Here is a 21,816-nt window from a genome sequence, read left to right as displayed (position 1 = left end):
GATGGCATAAAAAAACCGACCTTACCAAAAGGTCGGTTCAGACGGTAGACAAAATAGGATGAAGACAGCGGGTCTGGCGAAGGACAGCTGGAACTTTTTTTGCAACGTGTCTTCTTCACGCCGACAGCGGTTCCTGCTGCTTTTCCTTTTTGGCTTTTGTCCATTGCAGCATCAGTACCACCGCAATCACCGCCAGCCCCACCACATCCTGCAGCATATTGGCACTGATCAGCATGAGCGCCGCGGCAAAGAGGACGACGCGCAGCGGAAGGGGCATGCGGGCAAAGAAGTATCCTTCTGCGGCACTTCCCAGCATCACCACGCCGATGATGGCGGTGATGGTGACCATAATCCCCTCTGCCAGGCTGGTTCCCTGCAAGAGAAGGGCTTTGTTGTACACAAACATATAGGGGACAATGAACCCGGCCATGGAAAGCTTCATGGATTCAAAGCCCGTGCGCATGGCATTACCGCCGGAAATTCCCGCCGCTGCAAAGGAAGCCAGGGCCACAGGCGGAGTGATGTTGGCAAACATGGCGAAATAGAACACAAACAAGTGAGCCACGATGGGTTCAATTCCCAGTTGCACCAGTGCCGGCGCCGCCATGGTGGCGGTAATCAGGTACGCCGGAATACTGGGCAGTCCCATTCCCAGAATAATACAGGTCAGCATGGTGAACATCAGGGTAAAGAGAAGGCTGGTGCCCCCAAGAGACACAATGGTATAGGCCATGCTCAGTCCAAACCCGGTGATGCTGGCAACCCCCACAATGGGACCCACCGCCGCACAGGCGAGGGCTACGGGTACCGAAGAACGGGCACCGGCATCAAGGGCGTCGAGGAAATCCTGAAAGTTCATGCGCGTGGCAGGACGCAGCATGCTCACAAGAATGGTCACCACGATGGTGAGAAAGGCTGAGTAGATGATGGTCCGACCACTGAAAAAGAGCATGTAAATGAGAAAAATCAATGGGAGCAGCAAATGTCCCCGTTCTCTCATGACTTCACCAATGGTGGGAAGCTGGTCTTTTGGCAAGCCTTCCAGTCCGTTTTTGGAAGCCCTCATCTGCACCTGCACCATAATACCCAGATAGTACAGCAGGGCCGGCAGAATGGCTGCCATCACAATGACCCGATACTGAACACCCAGCACTTCTGCCATGATAAACGCTGCCGCACCCATAATGGGAGGCAGCAGCTGCCCGCCCACAGAGGCGGAAGCTTCCACCGCACCAGAGAAATCTGCACTGTAACCGGTACGTTTCATCAGGGGAATGGTAAAGGCGCCGGTGGTCACCACATTGGCAACAGCCGCCCCGTTAATACTCCCCAGAAAACCACTGGCGATGACCGCCACTTTTGCCGGCCCGCCTTTGGTGTGACCGGCAAAGGCCAGTGCGATATCATTGAAAAACTGTCCCATTCCCGACTTGTTCATAAAGGCCCCAAACAAGATGAAGAGGAAAATATAAGTGGAGGCCACCCCCACAGCGGTACCGTACACCCCATCGGTGGAAACAAACAAATGGTTGGCGATCTGTGTCCAGCTGTAGCCCCGGTGGCCAAAGAAACCGGGCATGTTGCGCCCAAAGAGTGCATACAAAATAAAAATAACGCCCATGAGAGGCAGCGCCCAGCCGGTAACCCTCCGGGCTGACTCAAGCACCAGAAAAATGAGAACCACACCGAAAAAGAGGTCAAGTTGATTGGGCACACCCGCCCGGTGAACAATTCCCAGATAGTCCGAAAAAATATAGGCGGTGACTGACAGGGCCAGCACCGAACAAATTGCATCATACCAGGCCAGCCGGTTTCTGCTGGATTTTTTGAAGGCAGGATAAAGCACAAAGGCCAGGGCCAGAATCATGGCCACATGGAGGGAACGGTGCTTCAGGGTTACCAGTGTTCCGAAATAAGCCGTGTATAAATGGTAGAGGGATACGGCAATGGCAAACGCCTTCACAAAAAGCGCCATGCCCCGGTTGGTGAAAGTGCGCACCCGGGATTCATTGTCAAATTTCTCCAGCAGCTCCTGCTGCTTTTTCTCATCCATAGCTTCCATTTCCAGTTCCTTAATACTTTTTTCGATGGTTTCTTCCGGCTGAACCCCCGGTTCCTGCCGGTTTTTTTCATGTTCACTGTTCAAATGAATCACCTCTCTTCAATGGTCAGGGTCAGGGGTTGATGATGCGGCAGATCAGCTCCCTGCAGCATGACCTTTCCGTTGAGCCAGATTTCAGGTAAAGCTGTGTGGGAATGAATCCAGTCGTATTGCTTTATCTCCCGTTGGATGTTATCCAGAATCACCCAGCCGTCTTCCACCCGCACTCCTCCCTGATTTTCATGGGGAATGCCGGCACCAAATCCGGCGAACCGGGATTCTGTCAGCATAAGTGTATTTTCTGCCGTCACTTCAAAGGTTTCCTGCCAGGGAATGTGCTCCACAGAATGTATCCAGTGAAACACCAGCACATCACCTGTTTCAACAGCTGTGTGCCACTGCACTTCCATGTCATTGGCAGTGCGGATCACCAGCATGCTGCCAGGCGCTGCCGGCAGCCATCGAACAAGGCCCCACAGGAGACTCAGGCAGAGTGCCGCCAGTATCAGTACCTGCTGCCTTGATTTCAGCTTTCGTAAACCTGCGAATGGCAGAAAGGAGGAGGTTCCCCCCCTCCACTTGGTTCCCGCTTCAGTCTTCACCGTTAGTCAATGGCTCCCACTTCCTGGAAGTAACGCTCTGCTCCAGGATGCAGGGGAACCACCATTCCCTCCATCACGCTGTCAAGATTGATATTCTCTTTGGCCGCATTGTGAGCGCTGTGAATGGTGTCCAGATGATCAAAGAAGCCTTTGGTGATCTCATACACGGCATCTTCCGGCAAGTCATGGTGTACCAGCAGCAGATTCATAATGGTGGCAGTGTTAACATCTTCTTCATTATCATAAGTACCAGCCGGAATAATGTTGGCTGTGAAGAAGGGGTAGTGTTCATTCAGATAAGCCATGCCTTCCCCTTCGATGGGGATGATGCGAATGGCATTGGTGGTTCCCAGATCCATCACGGTGGCGTTGGGAATACCGGATGTAACAAAAGCGGCGTCTATCATGCCGTTGCGCATTTGATCAACAGCTTCGCCGTAGTTCAGATAGTCAGGGCGAATATCATCATAGGTCATGCCATGGGCTTCAAACATGAGCCGGGCATTCAGTTCAACGCCGGAGTTGGGGGCCCCGACACCCACACGCTTGCCTTCCAGATCGTAGAAGCTTTCAATTCCGGTGGATTCCATGGTGACCAGCTGCACGTAGTTGGGGTAAAGGCTCATCAGACCCCGAAGTTCTTCTTTGGGGGCTTCTCCCTCAAAGGCACCAAAGCCAAGGTAAGCCTGTGTGACAGCATCTGCCATGGTGATGGCCAGTTCAGCCTGACTGTTGAGGATCAGGTTGATGTTTTCAACAGAAGCACCGGTGGACTGGGCAGAGGATCGGAAGCCCAGGTCATTTTGAATGATGCTGGAAAAAGCACCGCCGATGGGATAATAAACACCACTGGTGGGTCCGGTGGCTACCGTAACAAACAGGTCACGGCTCGCAGCAGGCGCCTCTGCCGGTGTTTCAGCCGGTGCCTCACCCGATTCTGCCGGTGCCGGTGCTGCCGGTGCTGATGCACCGCCGCCACAGGCTGCCAATACCATGGTCATCAGTAACAGGATTGCTAAGATCTTCTTCATTTTTTTCTCCCCTTTGCTTATTGGTTTCTTTTGATGTCAAAACGATCTGACACACTGCTCTGTTAAATTGCAAAGATCGTGCCAGTGATCACCGGTTGTGCAAAAAAACACTTCTCCACACCTGCATCTTCCCCACTGCCGGCAAGGTGAACCTGGTAAACGTTTGCCGTTTCGTCTTTCCTATTTATCTGATTTCAACGCATTGAACTTATATCATATTTTCTGGCAGTAAGGGGGGGGCCGCTTGATGCCTGCAAATTAGCCGGGAGAAATTTTCTCCCCCGGCGATGTTTTTTCGCGGCCCGCCGGTTTTTTCTCTGTCAACACTACTGGCTAGTTTACGGTTCACCCGCCATCACCGGCATTTTTTGCCGTAACATCAAAATCACCGGCAGTCTTGCCAACACCCTTTTTACAGGCCTCACAACAGGCAATTCCCCGATGATTCCACTGATATTGATATAAAATTATCAAACCCACGGCTCGTTTCGATGCTGCGGCAATTTATGCCGTTCCGGCATTTTTTGCCGGTATGATGAAATGATCCGGGATGAAATCTACCGGCTGACAGGGTCAGAAGTTCCCAAAGCGTACCGGTTGATTTTATTTCTGAGCCCCCGTTCGCTGATTCCCAAAACCTCTGCCGTCTTTTGCCGGTGTCCTTCATGGCTGACCAGGGTTGCTTCAATCACTTTTCTTTCAATCTCTTCCAGGGTCATACCCACCAGGCTGGAAAAGACATCCTTCCCCATTTCTCCATTATTATCAGTCTTGTCAGGAATACGGGTGGTCTTACGCACCTCTTCCGGCAAATCATGCCACTGAATCATCTCTCCCTCTGCCATGATGCAGGCACCCTCCAGAATATTTCCCAACTCCCGGATGTTGCCGGGATAGTCATAGTGCATCAGCCCCTGAGCTGCTTCCTCAGACAGCTTTCTCACCGGTTCTCCCGGCTTTTGAAAACTTTTTAAGAAATGGCGGAACAAAAGGGGCAGATCTTCACGCATGGTGCGCAGGGCTGGCATACTCACCGTCACCACATTCAGTCGATAGTACAAATCCTGGCGAAAGGTTCCCTGCCGCACGCTTTCATTTAAGTCCTGGTTGGTGGCGGCGATCACCCGTACATCCAGGGGGATGGGACGGTTGGCCCCCAGAGGTGTCACTTCTTTCTGCTGCAACACTCTTAGAAGCTTGGCCTGCAGCCCCAGCGGCATATCGCCAATTTCATCCAGAAAAAGAGTTCCCTGATTGGCATATTCAAACTTACCGGGTTTATCGGCATTGGCACCGGAAAAAGCCCCTTTGCGATGCCCGAACAGTTCACTCTCCAGCAGGTTTTCCGGTATTGCAGCACAGTTTAATGCCACAAAACGATGCTTTCGCCGCTGGCCTGAAAAATGGAGGGCCCGGGCCACCAGTTCTTTGCCGGTGCCGCTTTCACCCACCACCAACACACTGGTGTCCAAGTCTTTCAGTTTTTCAATTTTGCTGAACACCACTTTCATGGGGGGGCTGTTTCCGATAATGCCCTTGTCGGTGTATTTTTCAGCCAGTTCGCTGCTGAGATACTCCAGCTGCCGGTTCAGTCGCTGGTACGCCAATGCCTGTTCAATCACCGACAGCATGGCTTCCATGTGCAGGGGCTTGGTGAGGTAGGTATACGCCCCTTTTTTGATGGCTTCCACCGATGAAGAGATGGAGGCATAGGCAGTCATCATAATCACCACCATCTCCGGCTGAATGGCTTTCATCTGCTCCAGCACATCAATGCCGTTCACCTGTCCGATCTTCAGGTCCAGCAGGCAGAGATGGAAGATTTCCTGTCGGGCCAGCTGCATGGCCTGACCTGCGTCAGTGACTGCCTGCACATCAAAGCGATCTTCCAGGGCAAATGTCAGGGAAGAACAAATGGAAATTTCGTCATCCACAATCAGAATTTTATCCACGGTCTGTCATCCTCTCAAATTGCAGGTGGACAATGGTACCCTGTCCTTTTTCACTTTCAAAACTGAGCACAGCCCCATTATCCTCCAGATATCGTTTGGACAGGGGCAGTCCCAAACCGGTCCCATCTTTTTTGGTGGAATAAAATGGTTCCAGGATGTTCTTCAGCTCTTCCGGGCTCATGCCCACCCCTTCATCTTTCAAATCAATCCAAACATGGGCTCCATCTAAACGGCAGCTGGTGGTCATGGATGGCGGCATCGTCATTTCCTCCCCATTGACACGCATTTCCATGGCTTCCAGTCCATTCAACAGAAAGTTGACCAACACCTGTTTAATTTGATCCCGGTCCGCCTGAATCACACAGTCCGGCTCCAGCCGGCTTTTCAGCTGAAAGCCCTTGCTGTTGAAGACGGGTTCAAACAATGCCGTGCAGGACCTCAATAATTCAGCCGCATCAAATACTTCCCGGTTGGGCGGCCGTGGCCGGGCATAGTCGATGAGACTTTCAATGAGCTGACTCACCCGTTCCACCTCCCGGGGAACATGCCGCACGATGTTCTCCTGAAACTGGGGATTGAGAATCTTTGCCGGGATCAGTTCCACAAAGGTTTTGATGGATGTGAGAGGATTTCGGATTTCATGAGCAATTCCTGCCACCACCTGATGCAGTGCCCGGCTTTTTTCCCGCTCAAAGCCCTGCTCCCGCTGCTTTCGCTCCTCTGTTATATCTTCCAGCGTGAGAATCATGCCGGTAATCTGTTTTTCCACATCCCTGGCAGGGTAAAGGGTGTAGCGAATATCCACCCGGCTGCCCTTCTCTTCCGGCTGCCAGCGCAGTTCCCCTCCCACATACTGAACCCCTTCTTCCAGTACATGCTTCAGACGCGTTTCCAGCAGGGTTTCCAACAGGGGTGATGCTGTATAATGCTTATCTTTCAGAGATTCGGCTTCTCCGGTGAGTTCCTGGGCCCGGGGGTTCAGGGCTGTCACCAGGCCTTTTCGATCCACCGTTACCAACCCCCGGGGGCTGTTACGCATGATTTGCTCCATTAAACCACTCATATTGCGGGTTTCCAGAATCTGGTATTCCAGATCCCGGTTGGCCGCCTTCAATTCGCCGGTTTTTCGTTGCACCTCCTTTTGCAGCATGCGGTTCCACCACAAGCTGATGAGAAAGACGCCAAAAATCAGGGCCAGAATAAACCCCAGTGCTTTCAGGGTCTGTTCAAGCCGGGCCTGAAGAAGATTGCTGCCAAACCATTTTTCCTGTAATTCATGGTGGATTCCCTGGCCCTTCGCCTGTTGCAACCCCCGGTTCAGCAGGTTCAACAGACCAAAGTTCTCTTTTTTAACCGCCATGGCATACTCCAGGGGGATCACATAGCTGCTGACAAACTGATACGCATCCTCCAGCTGCAGTTCCGACAGGGCATGCTGCAAAACCAGCCGGTCTCCCACCAGCGCTTCTGCCCGGTTCATTTCCATGAGGGCCAGACCGTCCACCAGATTTTCAGTGGTATTGAAATTGATACGCCACACATTCTGAAGAAAATCGTGCTCCAGGGAATGCCGCTGAATGGCCACCAGTTTTTCAGACAAATCAGCAATGGATTCGATTTCGGTGGCACCCGCCGGCACCATGAGCCCCACTGTTGAGGAAAAAAAGGGCTCGGTGAACTCCATCTCCGGCGCCAGCCGGGCCTGGTAGTCAATCCCCATGATCACGTCAACCGTGCCTTCCTGAAGGCTCTTCTGCGCCTGTGTCATGGTCATGGGCATCCATTGAACCCGAAAATCATTTCGGCTCCCCATGATTTCCAAAAGATCAATGCTGAACCCCTGGTAACCCTCCGGCGTCTCATACTGCAGCGGTGCCAGCCGGGGATCAAAGGCCACCCGCAACACCAGATGCTGCCTTTGAAGATAGGGGTTATCCAGCGCCGCTTCCACCGGGACGCTCTGCACCATCACCAGTGGCACCACCAGCATTGGTATGACGAGTGCCAGCAGACAGCGCGTGAACCTGGGGGAGTTGCACCGCTTTTTGAGAGCCGCAGCAATGTGCGACAGGCTTGTTTGTTTTTTTTCTTCTGTTCGCCTCATGGATATTCTCCTGACATTTGCCGGTGTAAGACCCTCCGATGAAGGGTATTGAATCAACGAACAAAGATACGCCATCTGTGGTTCCAGAAACCGAATTTGATGGCACTTCAAAAAAATTCATGAAATAAAAGAGGAATTTCAGGCTTTCCATCGAATATACTTTAGAAGGGGCAGTCCGTCATTGACCGGAAGCCACGGGGAGGGATTCAGCATGAACCGGGATATTCTCATCAACAACCAGTATCAAGTGGAAGAGGTGCTTCACCAGGACGCCTTCCAACGGATTTATCTGGCGCAGGATCTGTTTTCCGAATCTAAAACACCAGTGTACGTCACAGCTTTCCGGGATCTGGAGGCCGGCGAACCTGTGATGGAGGCTTTTCAGCATTTTGATCGGGAAATGAAACAGTTTTTTGATGACTTTTTTCTGGTGGAAGATGTTTTCTACACGGTTTCAAAACAGTGTCCCGGCAAACCATTCCCTTCTTTCGTCACCAATACCATTTTGAACCCTTACGAAAAGGGACAGATTGTCAGCAACTACCTGAATAAACTGCTGGTGATGGAACCTTTGCCCTTGGTGGTGAGATATGTCCTTTCTTCTTTCGGGAACATCTCGGTGGTCGACAGGAAAATTGTATGCCTGAACAATATTCTCTTTTTCTCTCCCGAAGACCTCACTGCCTCATGGCCAAGTTACCTGCAGCGTATCGGCGACTTTCTGCTCTGTGTGTACGGCAATTCTCTCTATGCCCGCCTGGACGAAGTGCAGGAAGGATCTCACCCGGAAGTGGCCGGCATTATTCAGCGCTGTTATCTGGGAGAGTACCCGGACGTGCAGGCTGTACAAAAAGATTTCAACCCCATTTTTTTCAAAACGCGCCTCAGTCAGGATCACCGACCGCCGTCACCGATTGAGCCTCGCAGTACAAGAACCCGGACTGCATCCAACAACGAGGAAGGAGACATTATAATGATGCCAGACCATCCAGACGCACCAGAACGACCCTTTTTACTCACCCGGGAACGCCGGGTGGGACGCCGGAGCAAACGGGCCCGCCGACGCCAAACCCTGTTGGTGGCACTGGCCGCCCTCCTGATTTTATTTCTGGGAATCATGGGTATCAACCGCCTGTTGAACCGGGAACCTGGCGACGAAGTGGCTGAAACACCTCCGGGAATGGAAACCCCTGAAGTTCCGGCAAGTGATCCCACTGACCAGGAAGCTCCCGGCGGAGATGAGCCGGAAGAACCTGGTGAAACACCGGTAACCGAAGATCCGGGCGAGGATTCGCCCAGTAACGAAACCACCCCGCCGGCCACCCCGCCGCCGACATCCACCGAACCTCACACCAACTACACCGTTCAGTCAGGGGACACCCTCTATGCCATCAGTCTTCGTTTCTATGGCGACGGAAGCCGCTACCCTGAAATCATGAGCTACAATAACATCACCGATGCTTCCAGCCTCAGGGCCGGGCAGGTACTGCGCATCCCCAACAATTAGGCAGCATGACTTGCAGGAATGTGCGAAAGCATATTTCAACTTAAACAGTCAATCTTTAACAGTCAATCTCCGTTGTTTTATTATAGCAGAAAATACCAGCCACGCAAAAATCACCGGGAACTTTCTCCCGGTGATTTCTTATTGGTGCTATTATGGCTTACTGGTATGACTTACTGGCCCACCAGCGCTTCTGCCGCTTCCACCACCGCTTCGGGTGTCAGGCCAAATTTTTCAAAGAGTAATTCACCCGGTGCCGATGCACCAAAGTGATCAAGGGAAATCACCCGGCCATCAAGCCCGGTGTATTTATACCAGCCCAAACCGCTGCCGGCTTCCACGGCAATCCGCTTGCGCAGGGCCGGTGGCAGCACCTGGTGACGGTAACTTTCGGGTTGTTTTTCAAACAGTTCCCAGGAAGGCATGCTGACCACCCGGCTGGTAATTCCCTTGGCCGCCAGTGCATCTGCCGCCGCCATAATGGTGGCCACTTCAGAGCCGGAGGCCATGAGAAGCACCTGGGGTTCTCCGTCGCCGGCATCTTTCAGCACATAGCCGCCCTTGAGAGCATCAGCCCCGGTTTCTGCATACAGGGGCAGATTTTGCCGGGTCAGTACCAGCGACACCGGTGTGTTGGTGCTGCTGAGAGCCGCCTTCCAACCCATGGCGGTTTCTTTACCGTCGGCGGGGCGGAACACAATCATGTTGGGAACACTGCGCAATGCCATGAGATGTTCAATGGGCTGGTGGGTGGGGCCGTCTTCACCCACTCCAATGCTGTCGTGGGTAAGCACATAGGTCACCGGAACTCCCATAATGGATGACAGGCGCATAGCCCCTTTCATGTAGTCGGTAAAGACGAAGAAAGTGGCACCAAATACCCGGAGCCCGCCGTGAAGGGCCATGCCGTTGATGATGGCCGCCATGGCATGTTCACGCACTCCGAATCGCAGGTTCGAGCCGGCGTGGTTTTCTTTCTGAAAGTCACTGTGAGCCTTCATGAGTGTTTTGGTGGAAGGCGCCAGATCGGCAGAACCTCCAATCAGGTTGGGCACCTTCTCTGCCAGACGGTTAATGATGTCTCCTGAAGCAGACCGGGTGGCATTGGGCTTGTCATACTGCCACAGACTTTCGTCTTCCATGACATCCTGCATCCAGGCATTTCCGAACCACTGGTCCCAGGCCGTCTCCATTTCCGGATAGGCAGTGAAGTAGTCACTGAGCATCAGCTCCCAGGCCGCTTCTGCCTTCATGCCCTTTTCCATTTCTGATTCCATTTGCCGGGAGACTGATGCAGGCACTTTAAAGGGTTCTTCCTGCCAATTCAGGTTTTCTTTCATGGCCTTCAGGTTTTCCGCACCCAGGGGCTCTCCATGGGCTGACGCTTTTCCCTGTTTTGCCGGGCAGCCGTACCCAATTTCTGTCACCACTTCAATCATGGCGGGGCGGGTTTTGTCGTTTTTCGCCTCCACCAGTGCCGCATTGATGGCCTCCAGATCATTGCCGTCTTTCACCTGCAGCACCTGCCAGCCATAGGCTTCAAAGCGCTTTTTCACATCTTCCCGAAACGCCAGATCAGTATCGCCTTCAATGGAGATGCGGTTGGAATCATACAGCACGATAAGTTTGCCCAGACCCAGAGTGCCGGCCAGTGAGGCAGCCTCGCTGCTGATGCCTTCCATCATGCAGCCGTCGCCGGCCAGTACGTAAGTGTAATGGTCAACCACCGGGTAACCTTCTCTGTTGAACTGGGCTGCAAGGCGGGCTTCAGCCATGGCCATGCCCACTCCATTGGCAAACCCCTGTCCCAGGGGGCCCGTGGTGGTTTCAACCCCGGAGGTGTGCCCAAACTCAGGATGACCGGGGGTGCGGCTGTCCCACTGGCGAAAGGATTTCAGCTCTTCCATATTCAAGTCATATCCAAAAAGATGTAACAGGGAATACAGCAGCATGGAGCCATGCCCTGCAGAAAGTATAAAACGGTCCCGGTTCTTCCATGCCGGGTTCTTGGGGTTATGATTCATGTGCCTTGACCACAGGGTATACGCCATGGGCGCAGAACCCATGGGGAGCCCGGGATGACCGGAGTTTGCCTTTTCAACTGCTTCAGCAGACAGTACCCGCAGGGTATTAACTGCCAACTGGTCCATTTCCTGATTCATGCGTCAGCCTCCTCAAAATCGTTGCTTGATATATTGGCTTCATTATACCATTAGACCGAGGGTCTGACCAGTTTTTCCCACCCTTACCGACGAATTTCGCCTTCAGGTCACCACTGCAAAAAGGCGACCGAAATTTTCAGTCGCCCAGCTTAAAGCAATTATTTCATTAACACCAATGTCAATAACACCAATGTCAATCAGATGCTTCGCAGATCACCTTATTCATTGAGATAGTAAAGGGCTGCCAGGGCAAAAAGGCGGCACGCCTCCACCAGTTGGGGAATATCCACGTACTCATCTGCCTGATGGGGAATCAGCCGGTCACCGGCTCCCGTGGTGATGATGGGGATGTTTTTCCAGGCGTGAAGGAAGGTGCCGTCTGTTGCCCCGGGCACGCCGTTATAGGTGGGTTCCTTCCCCGTCACCTGCCGGTAAGCCCTGTCCATGGCCTTCACCACCGGGTGTTCTTTGTCTGTTGCCGTCCAGGGCCGTTCTTCCAGCACTTCCATTTCTGCTTTGAAATCCGGCCTTTCACCGGAAATCCTGTCCAGTATGTCCTGAATCTGACCAATGAGCACGCTGTGTTCCTGTCCCGGAATGGTGCGGATGTCCAATGTCATGTAACATTCCTTGGGGATCACATTGATCTGGGCCTCTCCTTTGTAAGGGGCTTTCAGAATGGTGGGGGTGATGCTGGGGTATCCCAGAAGGGGGTCTTTTCCCAGCCGCTGAATTTCAGCCTGTTCCAGCTTTTCAAGCCCGGTGATCACCGCTGCCATCCCCCAGTTGGGGTTAATGCCCGCCAGGGGCATGGCCCCATGGGCCATTTTTCCGAAAACCCGCAGGGCAATGCGCAGGGCACCCTTCTGAGTAATGCACAGGTGATTTTCTTCCGGTTCACAGATGATGGCGGCGTCCACTGCATCCGCCCATCCCCGTTTAATGAAGTCTTTGATTCCCAGCATGAGCCCTTCTTCATCCACGGGTATGCACAACAGAATGCGCCCTTTGAAGGGAATGCCGGCATCCTGGATGGCTTTTACCGCCATGATGGCTGCTGCCAGGTTTCCCTTGGTATCGCAGGCACCCCGGCCATAAATGCGTTCTCCTTTGATGTCACCGCCAAAAGGATCTTCTGTCCATTCATCCAGATCTCCGGCAGTCACCACATCGGTGTGCCCTTCCATCAGCAGGGTCTTGCCGGGTGAGCCGCCTTCCAGAATCCCCACCACATTGGGTCTTCCCGGTACCACTTCTTCCATGGTGACTTTCAGGCCCATGGTTCTCAGCGTGTCGGCCACCAGGCCGGCGACAGCTTCTTCATTGGCCCCGGGCACCTCCGGGTCATACACGCTTTTAACCCGAATCAGCTGCTGTGTCAGCGCCACCAGTGCTTCCTGATCCACATAGTCAACCACTTTTTCCAGAGGTTTCATGGTGTCACTCCTTAGTATAACCGCTTCAGCTCTTCTTCCGTCACGCCGCCAAAAACATGTTTTTCTTCGGGAAAACGGGTCTCCCGCACATCTTCCTTAAAGGTTTCCAGGCCAGCCACAATCTGTTCTCCCAGTTGGGCATACTGCTTGACAAACTTGGGAAGAAACTTGTCGAACAGGCCGAACATATCATGAAACACCAACACCTGACCATCACAGTATCGACCACCGCCAATACCAATGGTGGGAATGGTGACTTTTTCGGTGATGAGCCTGGCCACATTCTCCGGCACGGCTTCAATAATCAATCCCCAGGCCCCGGCTTCCTGCAGATCCAGGGCATCCTGAAGCAGCACTTTTGCCGCCGCTTCTCCCTTGCCCTGCACCTTGAACCCCCCCAACATGGAGACCGTCTGAGGTGTCAGGCCGATATGCCCCATCACCGGAACCCCCGCCTTCACAATTCGTTTCACAATGGGCGCCATGTCGCTGCCGCCTTCCAGCTTCACCGTGTCACAGCCTCCCTCTTTCATCAAACGGATGGCATTGGCCACGGCTTCCTCCGGAGAGACCTGATATGACCCAAAGGGCATGTCTCCCACAATCAGGGGCGTGGGAGCGCCCTTCACCACAGGTTTGATATGATGAATCATTTCATCCATGGTCACCGGTACGGTGGAGTCCATTCCCAACACTGTCATGGCCAGGGAATCGCCCACCAGAATAATTTCAATGCCTGCTTTTTCCACCAGGCAGGCGGTGGGATAGTCGTAAGCGGTGGTCATGCTGATTTTGATGCCTTCTGCTTTCATTTTCTGTAATGCAGGTATGGTGACTGCTGCCATGTTCAATGCCTCCTGTTCAATGGTCCTGTTCAGTAGTCCTGATCCATAATGATGGTTGGTGATTTTCAGAAAACGGCGCTCACTGCCGCGACCCGGCCGGTAATCCCCCCGCAGGAACGGCATGCTTTACCGCATTGAGAATAGCCGCCTCCATCACCAGTGATGCGACAAACCCGATGGCATTTACATCCCCTTTTTTCGTCCCGTGGGACAGGGCAAAAATGGTATCGCCGTCATATTGGGTGTGTACCGGCCGAATGGCCCTGGCGTAGCCGTTGTGGGCCATCTGGGCCACTTTTGAGGCTTCTGCCTTGGTCAGGGCGGCATCGGTGGCCACAACTCCAATGGTGGTATTGGTGTGAAACCCTGCAATAATGCGGTTCAAATCGCCCATCAGCAACTTGGCTGAGTTGGCATACCCTCCCGTGACCGGTGTGCGCGCCCCGGCTAAAATGGCCTGGCTCTCCGGGTCCACCACATCACCAAAGGCATTGACTGCCACCAGCGCCGCCACCCGCACACCCCCGCCTATTTTCATCGAGGCACTGCCAATCCCTGATTTTGTCGCATATTTGGGGCCAAAGAGTTTGCCCACGGTGGCTCCGGTGCCGGCTCCCACGCACCCCTGGGGCACTGGATCTGTTGTGGCCTGTCGACAGGCTTCATAACCCATGGCAGCATCAGGCCGCACTGCCGGGTCACCAATCATCAGATCAAAGAGAACCGCTCCCGGCACTATGGGTACCCGGGCCACTCCCACATCAAAACCGACACCTCTTTCTTCCAGGTAACGCATAACACCACCGGCGGCGTCCAACCCAAAGGCACTGCCGCCGGAGAGCAGAATGCCGTGAACCTGATCCATCATTTTCACCGGGTGAAGCAGATCGGTTTCCCTGGTTCCCGGAGCCGCCCCCCTGACATCCACCCCGGCAACACCGCCGGATTCACATAAGATGACAGTACAACCGGTAAGCGCCGCTTCATTCTGGGCGTGACCAACTTTGATGCCCTGGATATCTGTCAGTGTCCCGTTCATCCCCGTCCCTCCCCTACACTTAATTCTCACTGCTTACTCATACTGCTTATTCATAGTGCTTACTCATACTGCTTATTCATAGTGCTTATTCACACCGCCATTCATTATACATACTGCATACACACTGCCGTTCATTACAAAAGCTTCAACATAATGACCCGGTCATGCTTATTGTTGCGCTTCAGCAGCCGTCACCCCGATTATCGAGGGGCTGCCGCCTAAATCTGAATCGGTGGTGGGAACAGACGAATCACCGCCACCAGTATCAGGGTAAAGAGCAGCACCGCCGCAAAGGCTTTGGTATCTGCCGGCCCCATGCGCAGCTGCCGCATCTTGGTGCGCCCGCCGCCACCAGTGTAATTACGGGCTTCCATGGCGATGATTAAATCTTCCGCCCGCTTGAAAGCGTTGAGGAAAAGGGGCAAAAAGATGGGAAACACCTTGGCGGTTTTCTGGATAAAATTCCCCCGGTCAAAATCAACTCCCCGGGCCATCTGTGCTTTCACAATTTTTTCCATCTCTTCTGCCAGGGTGGGCACAAAACGAAGCGCAATCACCATGGTCATTGCCAGTTCATGGGATGGCACCCCGATTTTGCGGAAGAGTTTCAGCAGTGCTTCAATGCCATCTGTCAGCTCCACCATGGAGGTGGCCATGGTGAGTATGGTGGTGATGAGAAACAGCAGCAATACACGAATGGACATGAGGGTTCCCATGCGCAGCCCCACATCGGTGGCTTCCAGAAATCCAAGGGAGAAGATCACCTGGGCATGGTCCGGTTTCTGTAAGAACAGCTGAAAGATCCACATGATGATCAGCACCGGAATCATGGGTTTTAATCCTTTCACGGCATACCCCAGGGGTATTTGCGATATCCATACCAGGAAAAGGGCAAAAAGGGCATAGACCCCATACGCCGTGTAGGTTTTAATGAAAAACAAGAGTGTAATCAGCAGGATGGTCAGTAAAATCTTGCTGCGGGGGTCTGCCTGATGTACGGTGGTCTTCCGGGGAATATAGACCCCCAGGGTAATATCTTTTGTCAGCTCCACTGGGCTTGCCCCCTTTCACCAGTCATTTCTTTGACGATGGCTTCAACGGTTTCATCCACTGTCAGGGTATCCACAGGCACTTTCATGCCTCTTCCCGCCAGTTGCTGCATAATCACAATAGTTTCCGGAACTCCTAGGCCGATTTCCCGGAGTTTCTCCCATTCAGAGAAAATTTCCCGGGTGGCTCCTTCTGCAAAAATGGTGCCCTCATTCATGACGATGATGCGCTTGGCCATTCGGGCCACGTCTTCCATGGTATTGGAAATGAAGACAATGGTCATATCCCGTTCTTCATGAAGACGCCCAATGACCTCCAGAATTTCTTCCCGCCCCCGGGGATCAAGCCCGGCAGTGGGATCGTCCAGCACCAGCACCCGGGGATGCCCTGCCAATACACCGGCAATGGCTGCCCTTCGCTTTTGGCCGCCGCTGAGGGCAAAAATATCCCGTTTGTAGAAGATGTCGTAATCCAGCCCCACCAGTGCCATTGACTCCCGCACCCGGTGATCCACTTCATCTTTGCTGCATTTCTGGTTCACCGGCCCAAAGGCAATGTCTTCCCCCACAGTTTCCTTAAACAGCTGGTGTTCCGGGCTTTGAAACACATACCCCACCTGGTGGCGCACGGCCACGATATCGGTTTCTTTGTCTGCCAGATTTTTTCCGTCCACCAGCACTTTTCCATCTTTGGCAATGAACAGTCCGTTGAAATGTTGTGCCAGCGTGGTTTTTCCCGACTGGGTGGGGCCGATGAGACCCACGAATTCGCCGTCGCCGATGGCCAGATTGATACCGAACAGCACCTGTTTTTCAAATGGTGTGCCTGCTTTGTAGCGATGGTTAAGGTTTTCTACGATGATGGACATAGGCTGTTCACCAACTCCTCTGCCGCCAGAATATGGTCTGCCACCTGAATGCCCCGCTGGCGCAGGCCAAGGGCTATTTGAGTGGCCATGGGGATATCCAGGCCCAATTCACGAATCAGTTCCACCTGATCAAAAATGTCCCGGGGTGTCCCCGAAAGCGTGATTTCCCCTCTGTCCATGACCACGATGCGGTCTGATTCAATGGCTTCGTTCATAAAGTGGGTAATAAGCACCACGGTGATCCCTTCATCCCGGTTCAACTTTTTAGCCGCCTCAATCACTTCATTCCGGCCAATGGGGTCCAATAAAGCTGTCGGTTCATCCAGCACGATACATTCGGGGCGCGTTGCCAGCACACCGGCAATGGCCACCCGCTGTTTCTGACCGCCTGACAGCTGGTGAGGCTCTTCCCGGCGATACTCAGTCATATTCAGTGTTTCCAGTGCCCAGTCCACCCGCTGCCGAATTTCATCTGCCGGTATGCCCAGGTTCTCGGGTCCAAATGCCACATCCTCTTCCACCACGGTGCTGACAATCTGATTATCCGGATTCTGAAACACCATGCCCACACGTTTGCGAATTTCCCATAGCTTGCTTCTATCCTTGACAGAAATGCCATCCACCAGCACTTCCCCTTTTGAAGGTGTCAACAGCCCATTGAAGTGGCGTGCCAGGGTGGATTTGCCTGAGCCGTTGTGACCCAGAATCGTAAGGAACTCACCCCGCATAATATCCAGATTCACATTTTTTAGTGCCTTCACCGGCTGCTTTGTTCCCCGGCCATAGACAAAAGTCAGGTCTTTGACTTCAATCAGCTTATCCAAGGTTATCACTCCTGTTCCGAAGCAACAGCCGGCAATCCGTAAGGCCTGCCGACTGTTGTTTTCCCCGGTTGGTTCGATTCAGTCTTTACAAGTCGTCGTCTGTTTCAATGACATCACCCTGAGCACCACGAACCCGTTCAAGGCCTTTGCCCAAAACAACCACCAGAATGGCTGCCACGATGACTTCCGGCACCCCGTGAAGCACCCCGATGGAGAGGGCCACACTGGCAGGGAAGAATCCGCGAATGGATGCCATGCCCAGCACCAGAATGGTATTGGTGGCAGTACCCACAGCCCCTGCCAGCACGTAGGCCAGAATGGGGTTAATCCGCTTGGTTGCCACATAGGCATAATAGGCAGTAACGCCAATGAACAGGCGGGGGAAGATGGCAATGAGAGGATCTGTAAACATGGGGCTGGTGGCCCTCAAAAAGCTGAAGATCCCGAAGATGGCTCCTGACAGCATACCGACAATGGGTCCCTCCAGTACGCCTCCCAGAATCGCCGGTACATGCATGATGGTGGCATGACCTGCCGGTGTGGGCACCGGAATGAATCCCAGACCCGTCACGCCTAACAAAATGGAGACAGCACCTAAAATACCCGACATAACAATTTTTCGGATGGATAAGTTCACGTTTCTCGCTCCTTTCCCCTGCACCTGTACGTTTAATTGTTTTCCTGCCGACATCCCAATTCTCTTGAAATTTTTTCGCTGATTTCTTTCACCACCTCCCCATAGTCTGTCGTTACCAGCCCTTCCTGAAAGCGGTATTCAGGCACTGCCACACTAATGGCTGCAATGGGCCGCCCCTGATGATTCCAGATGGGTGCTGCCACGCACATTAACCCAACGACATATTCTTCATCGTCCAGGCTGTACCCCTGCTGACGTATGACCGCCAGCGATTCCTTCAAATCCTGAAGGGTTGTCAGGGTTTTGGGTGTATAGGGTTTGAAAACAGTTTCACCATAGAGTTGGTCCAGTTCTTCTTCCGGCAGCCAGGCCAGCATGGCTTTTCCCAGACCGGTGCAATACATGGGCAATCGCTTCCCGATGCCCAGATCCACCTTAATGGTGGCCCGGCTTTCAATTTTATCAATGTAGATGATTTCATGACCATCCTGAATGGCCAGGTTCACAGTTTCGTGGGTGCGCATGGCCAGTTCTTCCAGATAGGGTTGGCACTGCCGCCGGAACCCCATCCCCTCAATCATCCGGTTGCCCATCTCAAAAAGCTTGATACTGTTGGCATATTTTTGATTGGTCTGGTTTTGTGTCACATACCCCTGAAGCTTCAATGTGGTCACCAGGCGATGCACCGTGCTTTTATCCAACTGCAGTTTTTCTGCCAGTTCACTGATTCCCAGTTCTTTTTCCTGATCCAGCATTTCCAGAATATCCAGTGCTTTCACAACCGATTTGACAACATAGTCCCGTTGCGTCATGTTGGATGGATCACCCCTCTGATCCGATCTTCCCGATGGCTCGGATCTTATTTTCGGACATTCTCTGTAATGTGATTATCACCCTCTCCCCGCTCTGTGGAATGGTCTTCAGATCTATTGATGGCCTCTATGTATTTTGCATTGCAAAACGCTTTTTCACATTTTAACACAAAATCTTCCTGGCTTCAATCACAGAATCTTCCTTTTTTTGAGTTTTTTTGTAATTGTCCGACTATTATATTGATTCAGATCAATGTATCTTTTCTCGTGTTGTTCTTAACCATTGTTGTGAGCCAAAAAAGAAAAAAAGATTTCAGCATCACTGCCAAAATCTTTCTTGATGTCATTCTTAGCCGTACCGGCAGAAGCCTGTTCTTACCGGATGGGTAACTGCAGCGTCACCGGTTCAGGGTTTTCCCCCGGCAGTACCAGCTCTGTCAACAGCTCCAGAGTCTCCAGTTCTGCGGGAAGCGCTTCTGGAATCAGATAAAACACAGCACCGGTTTTGATGCCTCCCGGCGCGTAGTCAGGGCTCAGATACTGGCTCATGAGATGGTCTGCCGCCAGGGCTTCGCCGCCATTTAACCGCAGCCGGCTGCGGGCACTTGAAAAGGTCACTTCGTTGTCACCGGTATTTTCAATGGCCAGGGTGAGGGCGATGAAATTCACCGGTTCGTCCACCTTTAAAAATGCCGCAAAGGGGTGTTCCATAGCTTCATAAAGCACCACATCGATCACATGAAGGGTGATTTCCCCCAGGTTTTCCACCAGGGCCATTCGCCTGGATTCTGTCACGCCGGGGGCGGCGGTCAGCTTTTCTGCATGTGCATAGGCCCTTTCAATGAGTTCCTGCCGCTCCACCGGTTGATGATCGGGATGGTTCACCGGCACTTTAAAAACAAAATCTTCTCCCACCACAGTGAAATATTGATTGGCCGGGCCTTCCATCACAAACCGGACGTGATTGATTTCTTCGGGACGGGTAAGGGTCAGGGGAAAGTATAAATCTCCCTTTTTCAGCGTGCCATCGGCATAGGTTTCGTGAAATTCCCCCTTCGCCGTGGATATTTCTTCACCGGTGTTCAGCAACAGCCGGCCCCCATCGGGATAAACCCTCAGTGAAATGTCTGATTCCTGTTCCACTGTCACTGTCAGCTTGACAGCGTCACTGTGGCGACCGTCTCCAAAATCGACCTGACTCAGCAGCTGGAGGTGTTCCAGGTTCACGGTGATGCCTTCCTGGCTCTGTTGCTGTGAAACAGGCACTTCCACCGGTGGTTTCATCTCTGAAGGCCCCTGGGCCGGAGCCTCTGTCACTGCCGGCGGTTCCGACGCATTTTCGCCTCCCTTCGGTTGGGAGGACTGGTTACAGCCCGATACCGAAAACAGCAACAGCAATAGACCCAGCAGTATGATCAGCCGATGTTTCAGCCCCGGTTTCCGGCAGCTGACATGGCCGCTTTTTTTCTGTTGTACAGCATGCATGGATGATCTCCTCTCTTTTGAGGAAATACCGTCGCTCCCGGATCATGCCCATGGTTTCAGGCGGTAACAGGCACCGCCCCAGTTCCTGGCATTTTGTTAAGTCAGTCCAATATCCCGGCGGTAGGTTTTTCCTTCAAAGGTGATACGCTCCACTGCATTGTAAACTTTTTCCCGGGCCTCGTCAACTGTGGGGGCCAGGGCGGTTACGTTCAGCACCCGCCCCCCTGCGGTGACCAACTGTTCTTCCTTCATTCCGGTTCCGGCATGAAAAACAAGTATGTCCTCTGCCACTTCTTCCAGGCCTGAAATGGGAATTCCTGTTGCATAGTCACCCGGGTAACCGCCGGAGGCCAGCACCGCACACACTGCGACTTCCGGTTTCCATTCCAGTTGAAGACGCGACAGGTTCCGGTTCAGCATCTGGCTGAAGACCTTGCACAGATCTGTCTTCAGCCGGGGCATCACCACCTGGGTTTCAGGATCGCCAAAGCGAACGTTGTATTCCAGCACCTTGGGCCCCTCATGGGTGATCATGAGCCCCACAAAAAGAATGCCCCGAAAGTCCATTTTTTCCTGCTGAATCCCCCGAAGGGTGGGAATCAGAATTTTTTCCTTCACCTGCCGGGCCATGGCATTGGTATACACCCGGTTGGGGGAGTAGGTTCCCATACCGCCGGTGTTGGGGCCCGTATCGCCGTCGCCAATGCGCTTATGGTCCTGAGAACTGGCCATGGGAAGAATGGTTTCGCCATCCACAAAGCAAAGCACTGAGGTCTCAATGCCTTCCAGAAACTCTTCAATCACCAGGTGACTGCCGGCCTCTCCGAAGACCTGGTTCACCAGAATGTCCACCACTGCCTGGCGGGCTTCATCCGGCGTCTGGCAGATGAGCACCCCTTTGCCGGCAGCCAGTCCGTCGGCTTTGATCACCACGGGCAGAGAGAAATCCTGCAACAGGTACAGGGCTTCTTCCATGGTATGGGCTTTTTCGTAACGGCCGGTGGGAATGCCGTATTTCACCATAAAATCCTTGGCGTAGGACTTGCTGCCTTCCAACTGGGCGGCCTTTGCATCAGGGCCGATGATTTGCAGCCCCACCTGACGAAATTCATCCACGATGCCCAGTGTCAAAGGCACCTCCGGCCCCACCACCGTGAGGTCCACCTGCTTTTCCAGGGCAAAGTCCCGAAGGGCTTTGATCTGATCCACCTGGATGGGGACACATTCACCCAGCGCTGCTATTCCCGGATTTCCCGGGGCGCAGTAAAGACGGCTGACGGTGGCACACTGTTTCAGTTTCCAGACCAGGGTATGTTCTCTGCCCCCGCTGCCGATGACCAGTATTTTCATGCGGAACACTCCTC

General features: G+C 53.1%; 17 protein-coding genes. 1 reads left to right on the top strand and 16 read right to left on the bottom strand.

Annotation, left to right across the window (positions count from 1 at the left end; all coding sequences use genetic code 11):
* Positions 1-115: 115 nt before the first annotated feature.
* The 5 genes from QOL74_RS10985 to QOL74_RS10965 form a co-directional block, all read right to left on the bottom strand.
* Entirely contained in the window at positions 116-2,146 is a 2,031-nt protein-coding gene (locus tag QOL74_RS10985) for a TRAP transporter permease (protein ID WP_283409527.1), read from the bottom strand.
* Between the two features lie 5 nt (positions 2,147-2,151).
* Entirely contained in the window at positions 2,152-2,703 is a 552-nt protein-coding gene (locus tag QOL74_RS10980; RefSeq protein ID WP_283409526.1) for a DUF1850 domain-containing protein, read from the bottom strand.
* A gap of 2 nt (positions 2,704-2,705) precedes the next feature.
* The gene (locus QOL74_RS10975) at positions 2,706-3,734 is read right to left on the bottom strand and encodes a TAXI family TRAP transporter solute-binding subunit (protein WP_283409525.1); all 1,029 of its coding nucleotides are present in this window, start codon (positions 3,732-3,734) and stop codon (positions 2,706-2,708) included.
* A gap of 557 nt (positions 3,735-4,291) precedes the next feature.
* Positions 4,292-5,686, bottom strand: coding sequence for a sigma-54-dependent transcriptional regulator (locus QOL74_RS10970; protein WP_283409524.1), 1,395 nt, complete (start codon positions 5,684-5,686; stop codon positions 4,292-4,294).
* Positions 5,679-7,790, bottom strand: coding sequence for a transporter substrate-binding domain-containing protein (locus QOL74_RS10965; RefSeq protein WP_283409523.1), 2,112 nt, complete (start codon positions 7,788-7,790; stop codon positions 5,679-5,681). The genes QOL74_RS10970 and QOL74_RS10965 overlap by 8 nt, the downstream gene beginning before the upstream one ends.
* Before the next feature lie 211 nt (positions 7,791-8,001).
* Between QOL74_RS10965 and QOL74_RS10960 the strand changes: the two genes are divergently transcribed.
* The gene (locus QOL74_RS10960; protein ID WP_283409522.1) at positions 8,002-9,297 is read left to right on the top strand and encodes a LysM peptidoglycan-binding domain-containing protein; all 1,296 of its coding nucleotides are present in this window, start codon (positions 8,002-8,004) and stop codon (positions 9,295-9,297) included.
* Between the two features lie 170 nt (positions 9,298-9,467).
* Here QOL74_RS10960 and tkt read toward each other — a convergent pair whose 3' ends face one another.
* The 11 genes from tkt to purD form a co-directional block, all read right to left on the bottom strand.
* A complete protein-coding gene (tkt, locus tag QOL74_RS10955) occupies positions 9,468-11,456 on the bottom strand; it encodes a transketolase (RefSeq protein WP_283409521.1) in 1,989 nt (662 codons plus the stop codon).
* A 218-nt stretch (positions 11,457-11,674) separates the two neighbouring features.
* Positions 11,675-12,892, bottom strand: coding sequence for a M20 family metallopeptidase (locus QOL74_RS10950; RefSeq protein WP_283409520.1), 1,218 nt, complete (start codon positions 12,890-12,892; stop codon positions 11,675-11,677).
* Between the two features lie 11 nt (positions 12,893-12,903).
* Complete coding sequence (gene panB / locus QOL74_RS10945; RefSeq protein WP_283409519.1) at positions 12,904-13,737, bottom strand: 3-methyl-2-oxobutanoate hydroxymethyltransferase; 834 nt, start codon at positions 13,735-13,737, stop codon at positions 12,904-12,906.
* 79 nt (positions 13,738-13,816) lie between these two features.
* The gene (locus tag QOL74_RS10940; protein WP_283409518.1) at positions 13,817-14,776 is read right to left on the bottom strand and encodes a P1 family peptidase; all 960 of its coding nucleotides are present in this window, start codon (positions 14,774-14,776) and stop codon (positions 13,817-13,819) included.
* 218 nt (positions 14,777-14,994) lie between these two features.
* A complete protein-coding gene (locus QOL74_RS10935; protein ID WP_283409517.1) occupies positions 14,995-15,828 on the bottom strand; it encodes an energy-coupling factor transporter transmembrane component T family protein in 834 nt (277 codons plus the stop codon).
* The gene (locus tag QOL74_RS10930) at positions 15,819-16,694 is read right to left on the bottom strand and encodes an energy-coupling factor transporter ATPase (RefSeq protein WP_283409516.1); all 876 of its coding nucleotides are present in this window, start codon (positions 16,692-16,694) and stop codon (positions 15,819-15,821) included. Before QOL74_RS10930 ends, QOL74_RS10935 begins: the two co-directional genes overlap by 10 nt.
* Positions 16,679-17,518: an energy-coupling factor transporter ATPase gene (locus QOL74_RS10925; protein ID WP_430383869.1), complete on the bottom strand. Its 840-nt coding sequence runs from the start codon at positions 17,516-17,518 to the stop codon at positions 16,679-16,681. Before QOL74_RS10925 ends, QOL74_RS10930 begins: the two co-directional genes overlap by 16 nt.
* A gap of 85 nt (positions 17,519-17,603) precedes the next feature.
* Positions 17,604-18,155: an ECF transporter S component gene (locus tag QOL74_RS10920; RefSeq protein ID WP_283409515.1), complete on the bottom strand. Its 552-nt coding sequence runs from the start codon at positions 18,153-18,155 to the stop codon at positions 17,604-17,606.
* 32 nt (positions 18,156-18,187) lie between these two features.
* Positions 18,188-18,967 (bottom strand): IclR family transcriptional regulator, encoded by a 780-nt coding sequence (locus tag QOL74_RS10915; RefSeq protein ID WP_283409514.1) that lies wholly within the window; start codon positions 18,965-18,967, stop codon positions 18,188-18,190.
* 375 nt (positions 18,968-19,342) lie between these two features.
* The gene (locus tag QOL74_RS10910; protein ID WP_283409513.1) at positions 19,343-20,452 is read right to left on the bottom strand and encodes a DUF4352 domain-containing protein; all 1,110 of its coding nucleotides are present in this window, start codon (positions 20,450-20,452) and stop codon (positions 19,343-19,345) included.
* A gap of 96 nt (positions 20,453-20,548) precedes the next feature.
* Complete coding sequence (gene purD, locus QOL74_RS10905) at positions 20,549-21,802, bottom strand: phosphoribosylamine--glycine ligase (RefSeq protein WP_283409512.1); 1,254 nt, start codon at positions 21,800-21,802, stop codon at positions 20,549-20,551.
* Between the last annotated feature and the right edge of the window lie 14 nt (positions 21,803-21,816).

The sequence above is a fragment of the Anoxynatronum buryatiense genome (genome assembly GCF_900182905.1).
Lineage (GTDB): Bacteria > Bacillota > Clostridia > Peptostreptococcales > Tindalliaceae > Anoxynatronum > Anoxynatronum buryatiense.
Note: the sequence above shows the minus strand (reverse complement) of the source record. Positions and strands in the feature narration are given on the sequence as shown.

Coding starts and splice junctions, on each gene's coding strand:
- QOL74_RS10960 (WP_283409522.1), top strand. CDS start 8,002: ATGAACCGGGATATTCTCATCAACAACCAGTATCAAGTGGAAGAGGTG.
- tkt (WP_283409521.1), bottom strand. CDS start 11,456: ATGAATCAGGAAATGGACCAGTTGGCAGTTAATACCCTGCGGGTACTG.
- QOL74_RS10950 (WP_283409520.1), bottom strand. CDS start 12,892: ATGAAACCTCTGGAAAAAGTGGTTGACTATGTGGATCAGGAAGCACTG.
- QOL74_RS10915 (WP_283409514.1), bottom strand. CDS start 18,967: ATGACGCAACGGGACTATGTTGTCAAATCGGTTGTGAAAGCACTGGAT.
- QOL74_RS10975 (WP_283409525.1), bottom strand. CDS start 3,734: ATGAAGAAGATCTTAGCAATCCTGTTACTGATGACCATGGTATTGGCA.
- QOL74_RS10965 (WP_283409523.1), bottom strand. CDS start 7,790: ATGAGGCGAACAGAAGAAAAAAAACAAACAAGCCTGTCGCACATTGCT.
- panB (WP_283409519.1), bottom strand. CDS start 13,737: ATGGCAGCAGTCACCATACCTGCATTACAGAAAATGAAAGCAGAAGGC.
- QOL74_RS10930 (WP_283409516.1), bottom strand. CDS start 16,694: ATGTCCATCATCGTAGAAAACCTTAACCATCGCTACAAAGCAGGCACA.
- QOL74_RS10910 (WP_283409513.1), bottom strand. CDS start 20,452: ATGCATGCTGTACAACAGAAAAAAAGCGGCCATGTCAGCTGCCGGAAA.
- QOL74_RS10940 (WP_283409518.1), bottom strand. CDS start 14,776: ATGAACGGGACACTGACAGATATCCAGGGCATCAAAGTTGGTCACGCC.
- purD (WP_283409512.1), bottom strand. CDS start 21,802: ATGAAAATACTGGTCATCGGCAGCGGGGGCAGAGAACATACCCTGGTC.